This window comes from Haloarcula rubra (assembly GCF_019599465.1).
Taxonomy (GTDB): domain Archaea; phylum Halobacteriota; class Halobacteria; order Halobacteriales; family Haloarculaceae; genus Haloarcula; species Haloarcula rubra.
This window is the reverse complement of sequence record NZ_RKLR01000003.1, coordinates 401328-414411: the sequence shown is the minus strand read 5'-3', so window position 1 is coordinate 414411 and position 13084 is coordinate 401328. Positions and strand designations below refer to the sequence as shown.

Genomic DNA, 13084 nt, shown 5'->3' with positions numbered 1-13084 from the left:
GTGATTCCGCATCACTCCTCGTCCATATCGACGGACGGCAGTTCCTCGTCGTCGCTCCCCGAGAGCAGTTTCTTGCCGGCTACGGCCACGCCGACGAGGGCGAGGAGGACGACCAGTGCGAGCACTCCGCCGCGGCCGCCGGAGTCGCTCGCGTCGCCTTCGTCGGTGGCCGTCTCGGCAGTCTCGTCGCTACCGACGCCGGGTGCGTTCGCGGTGAACTCGGCGCCGTCCAAGTGCAGTTCGAGGAGGGTGAATTTCGCCATACTGATAGTTCGCCGGCCCGGCTTTTATCGGTTGTGGCGGCCCCGTAATTCTTCACAGCCGACGGCATAGGCCGGGTATGGACGAACGTCGACGAACGTTCCTCGAATCGCTACTGACGACGCCGGCACCGTCCGGCTACGAGGCCGAGAGCCAGCGGGTGTGGCTCGACTACGTGCGCGAGTTCGCCGACGAGGTACGCACCGACGACTACGGGAACGCCGTCGCAACCCTCCACGGCAACGACACGTCGGTGGCGCTGGCGGGTCACGGCGACGAGATCGGCTTCATCGTGCGCGATTTGACCGACGACGGCTTCCTCCGCATCGAACGCATCGGCGGGTCCGACAAGACCGTCTCTCGCGGCCAACACGTCACGGTCCACACCGCCGACGGCCCCGTCTCGGGCGTCGTCGGCCAGACGGCCATCCACCTCAGGGACCCGGACGACGAGAGCGTTCCCGACGTGGCCGAACAGCACGTCGACGTGGGTGCCGAGGACGGCGACGAACTCGCGGAACTGGTCGACCGTGGCGACCCGGTGACGTTCCAGCAGACCCTCAGCGAACTCGAGAACGGTCGGCTCGCCGCCCGTGGGATGGACAACCGCATCGGCATCTGGGCCGCCGCAGAGGGCCTGCGCCGGGCCGCGGAACGCGGCGTCGACGCCACCGTCCACGCCGTCTCGACGGTACAGGAGGAGGTCGGGCTACAGGGCGCGAAGATGGTCGGGTTCGACCTCGACCCGGACGCCGTCCTCGCCGTCGACGTCACCCACGCGACGGACAACCCCGACTCGCCGGGCAAGCGGTCGAACGGCATCGAACTCGGCGGCGGCCCGGTCGTCGCACGCGGGAGCGCCAACCACCCGGTCGTCGTCGACGCCCTCCGCGAGGCCGGTGCGGACGAGGACCGTGACGTCCAGTTGCAGGCCGCGGGCATCAGGACCGGGACGGACGCCGACGCGTTCTTCACGGCACGCGGCGGCATCCCGTCGGCCAACGTCGGCCTGCCGAACCGATACATGCACACTCCCGTCGAGGTCGTCGACCCGGACGACTTAGCGGGAGTCGCGGACCTGATAGCCGGATTCGCCGTCCGCGCCGACGACCACGCGCCGTTCAGCGTCGACGTCTAAGCGGGCCTTACCTCGGTGGCCGAGGGGTATCCGGACTATAACCAACCGGCGTCGTGGCGGAAGGCGATACATGGCCGGCGCCGCTTCCTGTCGCCCCCGCTTCGCTCCAGCGACCCGTCTCCGACCGTCGAGGAGGACGACGTCGTAGTATGGACCTGCCGTTCTCACGGGGCCGGGCGGCGTGGGTGGTCGCCGGACTCGTCGCCGCCGTCGTCGTGGCGTGGGTGGTCGCCAGTTACGTCGGGACGTTCGTCTTCGGGGTGTTCCTCTACTACGTCGCGCGGCCGGCCCACCGACGACTGCGGAACAGATTACGCCCCAGCATCGCCGCGGCGACGGCTATCGGAGCGCTCGCCGTCCCGGTCGTCCTCCTCGTGGGGTACACCCTCGCCGTCGCCGCACAGGAACTCGACCGACTCGCTCAGGCGGTCGACCTCGGACCGTTGGCCGACCGAGTCGAACCGTATCTGGACGTCTCCGAAATCGTACAGGACCCGGCCATGTTGCTCCGGAACCCCGACGTCGTCGACGCCGGCCAGTTGCTCGCGGAGGGGGTCCTCGACTACATCCCGCTGGTCGGGACGGCGCTCGTCAACCTCTTTCTGGCGCTCGCCGTCGCGTTCTACCTCCTCCGAGATGGCCCGCGACTCGGACGGTGGCTCCGGGGGACCTTCGGGAACGGGACCGGGACGTTCGACGCGTACGTCCACGCGGTCGACGAGGACCTCGGCAGCGTCTACTTCGGGAACATCCTCAACGCGTTCGTCGTCGCCATCGTCGCCGTCGTCCTCTACACCGTGTTGAACGCCTTCGCGCCGGCGACGGGCATCCCGTACCCGGCGCTGGTCGGCGTCCTCGCCGGTGCCGCGAGTCTGATTCCGGTGGTCGGCATGAAACTGGTGTACGTCCCCGTCGCCGTCGGCCTGTTCGCGCGCGCCGTCGTGGCGGACGACCCGCTCTGGTTCCCCACCGCGTTCGTCGTCCTGACCGTCGTGTTCGTCGACCTCATCCCCGACGTGCTCCTCCGGCCGTACGTCTCCGGGCGCAACCTCCACGTCGGGCTCGTGATGATAGCGTACGTGCTCGGCCCACTGCTGTTCGGCTGGTACGGCCTCTTCCTCGGTCCGCTGGTGCTCGTCGTCGTGTTCCACTTCGCGCGTATAGTCCTGCCGACGCTCGTCGCCGGCGGCCGGCCGACGACGCCCCCGCCACACACAGAGCCTGCGGACCACGAGCCAGCGGAGCCGGATACGGCCGAGGACCCGACGAACAACTCGCCGGAAAGTGACCCTGCGTAGACAGGTCTGCCCGTTAGCACCCGCATCTGTCGAATCTACGTCCCGTCCCGGGCCGCGCAAGCGGTACGTTTAAGCGGCAGTCACTATCCCAACCGAACATGAGTGGACGACCGCTTGACGTTCTCGAAGCCTCGCTCGGCGAGGAAGTCACTGTACAACTCAAGGGCGGCGAGATGTTCGAGGGGACGCTGACTGGGTACGACCAGCACATGAACCTCGTCATCGAAGACGAAGACACAACGATTATACGCGGGGATAACGTCGTCTCGATTAACCCATGACTGGTGCAGGAACCCCGAGCCAGGGGAAGAAGAACACCACGACACACACGAAGTGTCGGCGGTGTGGCGAGAAGTCGTATCACACCAAGAAGAAAGTCTGTTCGTCGTGCGGGTTCGGTAAATCGGCCAAACGACGAGACTACGAGTGGCAGTCGAAAGCCGGCGAATAACACTCACCTACCATGCACGAGAAGTGCGGCGTCGTCGGCATCTCCCTCGAGGACCGTGACGCCGCCCGCCCCCTCTACTACTCCCTGTACGCCCTCCAGCACCGCGGCCAGGAGTCGGCCGGCATCGTCACCCACGACGGGTTCCAGCAACACAGCCACGTCGAGATGGGCCTCGTCGGCGACGCCTTCGGCCCCGGTGACCTCGAATCGCTGAACGGGTCGAACGGCATCGGCCACGTCCGGTACCCCACGGCGGGGAGCGTCAACGCCTGCTGTGCGCAACCGTTCTCCGTCTCGTTCAAGTCCGGGTCGCTGGGCCTCTCTCACAACGGGAACCTCGTCAACGCCGACGAGATAGGCGACGAACTGGCCGACCTCGGTCACGCCTTCACGAGCGACGGCGACACCGAGGTCATCGCCCACGACCTCGCGCGCAACTTACTGGAAGAAGACCTCGTCCGCGCCGTCAAGCGGACGATGGAGCGCATCCACGGGTCGTACTCGCTGACCATCATGCACGACGAGACGGTACTGGGCGTCCGGGACCCGCAGGGGAACCGACCGCTCTGTATCGGGAAACTGGACGACGGCTACGTCCTCACCTCGGAGTCGGCCGCCATCGACACGCTGGACGGCGAACTCATCCGGGACGTCGCGCCGGGCGAACTGGTCGTCCTCCACCCCGACGGCACAGGCTACGACACGTACCAACTCGTCGAACAGACGAACACGGCCCACTGCTTCTTCGAACACGTCTACTTCGCCCGCCCGGACTCGACCATCGACGACAGTCTGGTCTACGAGGTGCGACGTGAACTGGGCCGCAAACTCTGGGAGGAGTCCGGCGTCGAGTCCGACGTCGTGCTCCCGGTTCCGGACTCCGGGCGCGCCTTCGCCTCCGGGTACGCCGAGGCCGCCCAGGACGACGGCTCGGACATCGAGTTCGCCGAGGGCCTGATGAAGAACCGCTACGTCGGCCGCACGTTCATCATGCCGACACAGGACGAACGCGAGCGGGCCGTCCGCCTGAAACTCAACCCCATCAAGTCGACGATAGAGGGCAAGAAGGTCACCATCATCGACGACTCCATCGTCCGCGGGACGACCTCGACCCAACTCATCCAGTTGCTGAAAGACGCCGGCGCCGAGGAGGTCAACGTCCGCATCGGCGCGCCGCCCATCGTCGCGCCGTGTTACATGGGCATCGACATGGCCTCGCGCGACGAACTCATCGCCGGCGACCAGTCCGTCGAGGAGATTCGCGACGAAATCGAGGCCGACTCCCTGTCGTACCTCTCCATCGACGCCATCGCCGAGACGCTGGAGACGAGCAGAGCCGACCTCTGTCTGGGCTGTGTGACCGGCGAGTACCCCTACGACATCGAGGGCGAGGAGACCGACCGCGATGTCACGCGCCCCGAGATCGGCGGCGAACCGACCGTCGCCGACGATTGAGAGCACGCGCAGCGAGGCGGCTGTTTCTCTCACACGAGCGTGGTTCAGTACCGGGCCCCAGTGGTGCGACGACCGTTCACTAGGCCGGTGCCAGCGGAACCATCTGGTAAGCGCCTTACACTCTCTGTGACAGTAAACGCCGGCTAAACTACGAATTGCGCTCTATACTTTTTGATGTGCATACCACTCGGTTGTGGTATATGCCCGGTATCAACGTGTTGGCTGGGGCGCGGCTTCCGGCGACCGACGAGACCGAGGCGGCTCACCGCCCGGCGCTCTACGACGACCGGTACGAGTACGATTCGTACGACCTCGGGAACTGTCGCGTGACGACGGCCCTGTACCCCGAGTATCCGTTCAGACGCTTCACGTTCGGGGAGTGTTCGGTGTTCGTCGAGGGCGTCGTCTACAACCGCGACGAGGCGACGCTCCGGGCCGAACTCGAACGGCGGTTCGTCGACGGCGACGCCGCGCCGACGGACCCGACGTGGCTTCGAAGCCTCGACGGCGAGTTCGTGTTCTACGCACACGACGCCGCCGCGGAAACGATGACCGTCGTCCCGGACCGTCTGGGGCAACTGCCACTGTTCTACGCGCCCGACGCCGATGTCGCGCTGGTCGGTCGCAACAAACCGATTCTCGCCCGTCTCGGGAACTGTACGGAGTTCGACCGCCTCGCCGTCGCCGAGTACCTCCGTCTCGGTTACGCGCTGGCCGACCGGACGCTCTACGCTGGCCTCCGCCGCCTCCCCGAGGGCCACCACGTCCGAGTCGAGACGGACACCGGTGCCCTGACCGTCGAACGACACTACGAGTTCGACTTCGACGAGGAGACGAACGCGGACGCCAGCGTCAGGGAGAACGCCCGTGAGCTAGCACGCCGGTTCACGGACGCCTGCGAGCGCCGGGCGACCGCTGCTCCCGGTGAGAACGTAGTCCTCCTGAGCGGCGGGCTGGACTCGCGGGCAGTGCTCGGGGCGTTCGAGCGGTGCGACGTGTCGTACCGCGCCATGACCCGCGACTTCGAACACGATTCTCGCGCGGACATCGACCTCGCCCAGCGACTGACCGACGCCGTCGGTTCGAACTGGGACCGCTTGCCGACGCCCGGTCCGGACGGGACGGACCTGCTCCACCACCTAGACATGACCGGAGGGACGGACTCGTTCAGCATCGCACACATGCAACCGTTCCTCAGACGGGTCAGGGCGGACGCCGACGGGCCGGCGTGGTCGTACACCGGCGACGGCGGCGACAAACTCGTCCCCGACATCTCCCCGGTCGTCGAGGTAGCGTCAGTCGAGGACCTCGTCTCGTACGTCCTGCAGTCCGAGGGGAGGTTCGACGCCGAGGACGTCGAGGCGATGACCGGCGTCTCGGAGGCCGAGATTCGAGCCGACGTCCGTGAGACAGTCCTCGACTATCCGGAATCGTCGCTCTCGAAGCGGTTCGTCCACTTCGAACTGTTCCAGCGAGCGTTCGCGTGGCTCTTCGAGGCGACGGACACGAACCGGAACCACCTCTGGACGACGACGCCGTTCTACGCCCCCGACGTCTTCGAATACGCGATGTCTATCCCGGATACCCAGAAACGGCGCTACCGGCTCTACGCGGCGTTTCTAGAGGAGCTTTCGCCCGAACTGGCGGCCGTGCCGAACGCGAACTTCGGCGCGCCGCCGAGCAGCGTCGGGCACGAAGCACGGGTCGCTCTCTACAACGCCTTACAACGCCATCCGGACCTCTTCGAGGCCGTCAAACCGGCGATAAAGTCCGTCTTGGGGATCAGTAGCGACAGCGACCGGCCCGCCGCGGCGTTCGTCGACTGCCTGCGCGAGCAAGCCACACGCACCCAGCGGGCGGTCCTCGACAGACACGGCCTCGAACGGACCGTCCTCGACGACCCCGGGGCGTACACACGGACACAGCGGTACCACGTGCTGACGCTCACGTCGCTCCTCGAGTACCACAGGGACGACCCCGTGTTGACGGAGTACCGGAGCGACCAGTTCGCCTGACCGTGGGTTCTCGCGCCCGTCGAGTCGAGAGACCACAGGTCGTTTCGCTGCACGCGCCCGAGCGAAGCGAAACCGTGACTCAATCACGGCCGGATTCGCGGCGCCTTCCTCGACCTGTCCGGCCACTCGTTCGTGCGTCGCCGACCCGTCGTTCGAGTCACCACACCAGATACAACATCGCGTAGACGACGATGCCCAGCGAGAAGGAGACGAGCCACAGTCCCGCGGCCAGTTTGCCGGCCCGCGGGTGGTTCGTCTGGCCGAGTTCCGAGACGGGATAGCTCGCGGCCAGCAGGAGGACGTAGTAGACGGCCGGGATGGCCACGATGGCGAGGAGGATGTGGACGGCCAGTAGCGGGAGGTAGACGTACGACTCGACGACGGCGGGGCCGGCGAAGTCCGTCGGCCCTTCCAGCGTCACCCGGTAGAGATAGAGGACGAGGAACGTCGCGAACAACCCGAACGTCGTGACCATCAGTCGCCGGTGTCGACGGACCTCTCCGTCTCGAATCGCGCTGATACCGGCGAGGATGGTGACGATGGCCGTCGCACTGACGACGGCGTTGACGTGCGGGATGGCTGCGACGACGGCGTCCGGCGCCCGCGGGAGGACGGTACGCGGAATCGCGCCCAGTACCGCACCGAACACGAGGGCCAGCGAGACGACGGTCAACAACCCGGTCAGTGCAGGGACGCGCTCACGAACAGCTATCATGTGACGACGTAGGTGGGTCGCGATAATGTGGGTTGTGACACGGCCCGGGGAGACGTCCCGAGGACGCCCCGGGGACAGTACAACCTGCTTACGACGAGACTGCACGGATACAGTCCACCTTCGACAACAAATACCTTCGAGAGAAGAATGTCTTTAGGGCCGTCTTAGAACGCGTTTTCTGTGTGTTACAATGTGTCTTCTCTCCCGAGAGCCCCGTGTGACATCGCTACTCAAGTGGGCCTACTACCAGTACGTCGGGGCCGCCATGTCGGTGCTGTCCCGGTATCCCGTCGGGACGAACGTCTACGAACGGGACTGGGACGCCCTCGTCATCCTCGATACGTGCCGGGTGGACGCACTCCGAGAGGTGGCCCCGGAGTACGACTTCGTCGAGGACGTCGACGCCATCTGGTCCGTGGGGTCCGCGTCCGCGGAGTGGATCGCCCAGACGTTCACCGAACGCTACCGCTCCGACGTCGAAGGGACGGCGCTGGTCTCCGCGAACGCGTTCACGGAGCGAGTCCTGCGCAACCGAGAGTTCCCCGAGACTGGCCGCGGCATCTCGTTCACCGACTGGCAGACCCTCCGCCCGGAGGACTTCGACTACGTCGACCAACCGTGGAAGTACGCCGACCCGCCGCCGGTCGGACTGACGCTCCCGCGACCGGTGACCGAACGGGCCATCAGCGTCGGCCGAGAGCGGGACCCGGAACGCCTCGTCGTCCACTACGAACAGCCACACCACCCGTTCACGGCACGGGCCATCGCCGAGGGGCGCGAGACGCTGGAACCGTGGGAGGGGGAACCGTTCGACTACCTCAAGAACGGCGGCGACTACGAGAAGGTCTGGAACGCGTACCTCGACAACCTCCGCTGGGTGCTGGACGAAGTGGAACTGCTTCTGGAGAATCTGGACGCCGACCGGGTGGTGCTGAGCGCCGACCACGGCAACGCCTACGGCGAGTGGGGGATGTACATGCACCGCTACGCCGTCCCGGTGCCGACCGTCCGGCGCGTCCCGTGGGCCGAGACGACGGCCACCGACACCGAGTCGTTCGAGCCGACGCTGGTGCCGCCGGAACGAGAAGCCGAGACGGACACCGACGAACACCTCCGTCAGTTGGGGTACTTGCAGTGACTCAGGGCCGAGCGTCGACGCGAGCGGTCGTCTCGGTCGCGTTCGCTCCGCCCGTCGAGTCGGCGGCGTTCCCCGACCGCTGGCCGGCCACCCAGTCGTCGTACGCGGACTGGTTCAACACGACGACGGTGGCGTGCATCCGAGTGTGACCGGAGCCACACAGTTCGGCACAGTAGAGCCGGTAGGACCCGGTCTGGGTCGCGTTCGTTCGCGCGACAGTCGCCTGCCCCGGGAAGATGTCCTGCTTGACGCCGAGTTCGGGCACGTAGATGGAGTGGATGACGTCGGCCGACCTGAGCGTGAACCGGACGTCCGTGTTCGCCGGGACGACGAGACGGGACTGCGTGGTGACGTTCGAGTCGGGGTAGTGGAACTCCCATCCCCACTGGTAGGCGAGGACCTCTATCTCCATGTCGCTCTGGAGTTCGCCGCCGGGTTCGGTCGGACCGGCGGCCGCGGGCGTGATGTAGGGGTTCGACAGCACGAAGAACGCGGAGATGCCGACGAACACGAGAATCGCGCCCGTCGCGGCCGTCCACGTAATCTCCAGTGCGGGGTCGTCGATGGTCGGTTTCGGCTCGTCGTTGTTCCGGAACCGGTAGATGGCGTAGACGAGCGTCAGTTCGACGAACAGCGTCAGCGGCAGGGCGACGTACAGCAGTTGCTCGTTCAGTTCGTCGATGGCCGCTCTGTTCAGCGACTGTGCGGCGGCGGGCGTCGTGAACAGGAGGGCGCCGGCAGCGAGGACACAGAGCCACGCCGCCACGCGACTGAGACGCATTGCGAATAGCTTCCGCCGGGCGTCACAAATAGCTTGGCCAGCGGGTGGCCGGTCCATCACTACCCCGTCGTCGGGTAGTTTTATCAGCGTGGGACTGGCAGTGTGTGGCAATGTCGCTCCGGACTGTGTGCCTCCCGACTGGCGGTGGCTTCTCGGAGGGACGCGGATGAACCGAGCGGTCGTCGAAGGGTCTGCCCTCGCGGTTCTCGCGCTGGGGATACTGACCCTCTGGTTCGTGGCCCGTCGCCGCGCCCGCCCGGAGAGCGACGGCGGGTACACGACGCGCGAAGAGATTCGCTTCGAGATAGGCCGCCTCCAGTCGCAGGTGTACCGCTGGCTGACCACGACGAACCACCGCGACATCGGCCTCCTCTACATCGCCTTCGGGACTGTCGCCGGCCTGTGGGGCGGCGTCGACGCGATGATGCTGCGGACGGAACTGCTCTCCCCGCCCGCCGACATCTGGTCGCCGGAGACGTACAACGCGCTGTTCACCACGCACGGCCTGACGATGCTCATCTTCTTCGTCCTGCCCGTGTTCTTCGGCATCGGCAACTACGTCCTGCCGCTGCTCATCGGCGCCGACGACATGGCGTTCCCGCGCGTCAACGCCATCGGCTTCTGGCTGTTGCCCCCGGCGCTGTTGCTCGTCAGGATGGGACTGCTCGTACAGGTCGGCGGCCAGTTCCTCAGCCTGTTCCTCCCCGAGGACACCATCGCCTTCTTCCTCACCGTCCGCGAGGTGAGCGTCGGGTGGACGCTGTACGCGCCACTGTCGGTCCAGCAACCGAACCCACAGATAGACATGCTGTTGCTCGGACTGCACCTCTCGGGCATCGCGACGACGGTGGGTGCCATCAACTTCATCTCCACCATCGTCTACGAGCGAGCGGACGACGTGACGTGGGCGAACCTCGACATCTTCTCGTGGAACATGCTCGTGACCAGCGGCCTCGCCCTGTTCGCGTTCCCACTGCTGGGGAGTGCGCTGGTGATGCTCCTGCTGGACCGGAACCTCGGGACGACGTTCTTCGCGACGGAGGGCGGCGGTGCCATCCTCTGGCAACACCTGTTCTGGTTCTGGGGACACCCGGAGGTGTACATCCTGTTCCTCCCCGCCTCGGGGTTGATGAGTACGCTCCTCCCGAAGTTCGTCGGCCGGAAACTGTTCGGCTACAAGTTCGTCGTCTACTCGACGCTGGGCCTCGGCGTGCTGTCGTTCGGCGTCTGGGCCCACCACATGTTCACGACGAGCGTGGACCCCCGGATCAAGGCCTCCTTCATGGCCATCTCTATCGCCATCGCCGTGCCCAGCGCCATCAAGGTGTTCAACTGGATAACGACGCTGTGGGACGGCGACGTCCGCATGACGGCCCCGTTCATCCTCTGTGCGGGGGGCATCTCGACGTTCATCGTCGGCGGGGTCACGGGCGTCTTCCTCGCCGTCATCCCCATCGACGTACTGTACCACGGCACCTACTACGTCGTCGGGCACTTCCACCTCATCGTCGTCGGTATCATCCCGTTCCTGATGATAGCGGCCAGTTACTACTGGTACCCGCTCATCACCGGTCGCTGGTACGACACGCGACTGGCGAAGTTTCAGGCAGTCCTCATCGTCTTCGGGTCGTTCGTGACGTTCATGACCCTGTTAGTCATCGGCGGACTGGGACTGCCGCGCCGACAGGCAATCTACCCGCCGGAGTACCAACTCGCCCAGCAGATAGCGACCGTCGGCGCCTACGTCATCGGCCTCAGCGCCCTGCTGTGGCTCTACAATATGCTGGTGTCCTACTGGCAGGGCGACGTCGTCCAGACGACGGACCCGTGGGAACTGAAAGCGACCGACCAGTTCACCCGCGAGTGGCAGTGGTTCGAGGAGCGGATGGTGGAGAAGTACGACCTCGAACCGGCCGAACCGACGACCACGCGGCGGTCGTACGCGCCGGAGATGGAACCGCTGGGGCTCCTCGGCGGGGTCGGGACCGTCGCCGAGAACGTCTACCGGAACGCGTCGATGGCGGCCGCCGGTGGCTTCGTCGGCACGGTGTTGATGACCGGTGGTATCGGGACTGCCGTCGTCGTCGACGTCCTCGACCCGTCGTCGTTCGGCGAGATAGCCGAACTCGTCGGCCTGCCGGCGGACCCACTCCTCGGCGCGGCGCTGTTCCTCGTCGGCGGCACGGTGACGTGGCCGCTCCTCTTTCTCGCGTTCCAGGAGTACCTCCCCGGGCGACTGCTGTTCGAGACGGGACTCGTGTTCGCGACGCTCATCTCCACCGGGTTCGCCATCGCCTTCTACACCGGCCAGCAGGGACTGGCACTCGTCGGCTACCTCGGGTTCGTCCTCGTCGCGCACTGGGCGTACGGACTTGGACTGACCGTGACCTTCCAGTACCTCCGCTCGCGCCGACGCGAGCGACGGGAGATGGAGGCCTGACCGATGAGCGACCAACCCGAGTCGGTGCTGTTCACCTACCTCGCGCCGTTCCTCGGCGTCCTACTGGTCGCCGTCGGCATCGGTGCGGCCGTGCCGGGTGGCTACGCGCTCATCCAGGACGAGATAAGCACCTGCGGTGAACCGACGATAGCCGTCGAGGGGCCCGAGGAGACCGCACGGCGGTTCGCCGAGACGACGCCACAAGTGGCTCGGTTCGACTACGAGGACCTGTCCACGGCCGAGCAGACGGCGTTCACGGAGGCGCTGACCGACCCGAGGGGCGAGGCCCACGTCACCGGCGACTTCCCGAACGCCGCCCAGTTCCGCAACGGGTCGATAGTTCGGCACGAGGGCGAGCGTCACTACGTGACCATCGTCTCGGAGAACCCCTGCTTCGAGGCCGCACCGCTGCAGTTCCCGCTCGGCGTGTTCGCCATCGCCTTCGGCGTGGTCGGCATCCTGACCCCGCCGCTGTACCGGAAACTGGTCGCACTCGAACGGTCGGCCGGAGACTAGAGCGTCGACCCGACGTAGAGGACGAGGACGAGCACTATCCAGACGGCGTCGACGAAGTGCCAGTACAGCGACGTGGTCCGGATGGCGGTGTCGCGGTCGGGGGCGTAGTGGCCGCGAAGCGACCGGCCGAACGCGATAGCGATGAGGAGGACGCCGAGTGCGACGTGGAGGCCGTGGAGCCCCGTCAGGCCGTAGAAGGCGCTCCCGAGGATGCCGCTGGAGAACGTGAAGCCGTCCCCGACGACGAGTTCGTAGTACTCGACGGCCTGCCCGACGAGGAACACGACGCCCAGCAGTAGCGTCGCGCCGAGCAAGCCGAGGTAGCGTCGTCGGTGCCCGGCCTCCAGCGCCTCGTGTCCGTAGTGGAGCGTGAAACTACTGGCGACCAGCAACGCCGTGTTGACGAGGACGAGCGACCCCAGCAAGGGCGGGAGGTGGTCGGGCGGCCACGCACCGACGCGGACGAACGCGTAGTAGACGAACCCGGCGGCGAACGTCGCCACGTCGGAGACGAGGAACAGCACCATGGTCGTGCTGTAGAGGTCCGACTCGCCGGCGTGGGACTGCCGGTAGTCTGCGACGAACGCTTCGTTGGCCCACCCGGCGAGGCCGACGACCAGACCGACGGCACCGACGGGCGCGAGGGCTAACGGAATCAGCGAGGGGACGAGACTACCGCCGACGAAGAAGAGGCCGGCACCGAGGTACAGGGTCGCCGCGCCGATAGCCGCGACGAGCGGCCACCGACTCCGGTGCTCGTGTTCGTGTTCGTCATCGTCCTCGTACCCCTCGGGAGCGTGTTCGGACGCGACGTCTGTCGACCCGGCCATTGACAGAGGATGCGGCCGCGGACGTTAAATAACTGGTCCGGACGGG

Annotated in this window: 13 protein-coding genes; 9 read left to right on the top strand and 4 right to left on the bottom strand. The window is 66.4% G+C overall.

The window, feature by feature from the left end; genetic code table 11:
- Positions 1-11 precede the first annotated feature (11 nt).
- Positions 12-263, bottom strand: coding sequence for a hypothetical protein (locus tag EGH21_RS10415; protein ID WP_220618409.1), 252 nt, complete (start codon positions 261-263; stop codon positions 12-14).
- A 77-nt stretch (positions 264-340) separates the two neighbouring features.
- Between EGH21_RS10415 and EGH21_RS10410 the strand changes: the two genes are divergently transcribed.
- From EGH21_RS10410 to EGH21_RS10385, 6 genes are all read left to right on the top strand, one after another.
- Positions 341-1399, top strand: coding sequence for a zinc-binding metallopeptidase family protein (locus EGH21_RS10410; RefSeq protein ID WP_220618408.1), 1059 nt, complete (start codon positions 341-343; stop codon positions 1397-1399).
- 149 nt (positions 1400-1548) lie between these two features.
- Positions 1549-2697 (top strand): AI-2E family transporter, encoded by a 1149-nt coding sequence (locus EGH21_RS10405; RefSeq protein ID WP_220618407.1) that lies wholly within the window; start codon positions 1549-1551, stop codon positions 2695-2697.
- A 98-nt stretch (positions 2698-2795) separates the two neighbouring features.
- Positions 2796-2978, top strand: a complete 183-nt coding sequence (locus tag EGH21_RS10400) for an LSM domain-containing protein (protein ID WP_220618406.1) — start codon at positions 2796-2798, stop codon at positions 2976-2978.
- The gene (locus tag EGH21_RS10395) at positions 2975-3148 is read left to right on the top strand and encodes a 50S ribosomal protein L37e (protein WP_004517916.1); all 174 of its coding nucleotides are present in this window, start codon (positions 2975-2977) and stop codon (positions 3146-3148) included. The genes EGH21_RS10400 and EGH21_RS10395 overlap by 4 nt, the downstream gene beginning before the upstream one ends.
- Before the next feature lie 12 nt (positions 3149-3160).
- The gene (gene purF, locus EGH21_RS10390; RefSeq protein ID WP_220618405.1) at positions 3161-4603 is read left to right on the top strand and encodes an amidophosphoribosyltransferase; all 1443 of its coding nucleotides are present in this window, start codon (positions 3161-3163) and stop codon (positions 4601-4603) included.
- Positions 4604-4803: 200 nt separating this feature from the next.
- Complete coding sequence (locus tag EGH21_RS10385) at positions 4804-6618, top strand: asparagine synthase-related protein (protein WP_220618404.1); 1815 nt, start codon at positions 4804-4806, stop codon at positions 6616-6618.
- A 157-nt stretch (positions 6619-6775) separates the two neighbouring features.
- Here EGH21_RS10385 and EGH21_RS10380 read toward each other — a convergent pair whose 3' ends face one another.
- Positions 6776-7333: a DUF420 domain-containing protein gene (locus tag EGH21_RS10380; protein WP_220618403.1), complete on the bottom strand. Its 558-nt coding sequence runs from the start codon at positions 7331-7333 to the stop codon at positions 6776-6778.
- 217 nt (positions 7334-7550) lie between these two features.
- Between EGH21_RS10380 and EGH21_RS10375 the strand changes: the two genes are divergently transcribed.
- The gene (locus tag EGH21_RS10375) at positions 7551-8471 is read left to right on the top strand and encodes an LTA synthase family protein (RefSeq protein WP_220618402.1); all 921 of its coding nucleotides are present in this window, start codon (positions 7551-7553) and stop codon (positions 8469-8471) included.
- A 1-nt stretch (position 8472) separates the two neighbouring features.
- Here EGH21_RS10375 and coxB read toward each other — a convergent pair whose 3' ends face one another.
- Positions 8473-9252 (bottom strand): cytochrome c oxidase subunit II, encoded by a 780-nt coding sequence (gene coxB / locus EGH21_RS10370; RefSeq protein WP_220618401.1) that lies wholly within the window; start codon positions 9250-9252, stop codon positions 8473-8475.
- A gap of 166 nt (positions 9253-9418) precedes the next feature.
- Between coxB and EGH21_RS10365 the strand changes: the two genes are divergently transcribed.
- Both EGH21_RS10365 and EGH21_RS10360 read left to right on the top strand, forming a co-directional pair.
- Positions 9419-11692, top strand: a complete 2274-nt coding sequence (locus tag EGH21_RS10365) for a DUF6789 family protein (protein ID WP_220618400.1) — start codon at positions 9419-9421, stop codon at positions 11690-11692.
- 3 nt (positions 11693-11695) lie between these two features.
- Positions 11696-12208 (top strand): DUF7979 domain-containing protein, encoded by a 513-nt coding sequence (locus EGH21_RS10360; RefSeq protein WP_220618399.1) that lies wholly within the window; start codon positions 11696-11698, stop codon positions 12206-12208.
- Here EGH21_RS10360 and EGH21_RS10355 read toward each other — a convergent pair.
- Positions 12205-13038, bottom strand: coding sequence for a cytochrome c oxidase subunit 3 (locus tag EGH21_RS10355; RefSeq protein WP_220618398.1), 834 nt, complete (start codon positions 13036-13038; stop codon positions 12205-12207). The genes EGH21_RS10360 and EGH21_RS10355 overlap by 4 nt on opposite strands.
- Positions 13039-13084: the final 46 nt, after the last annotated feature.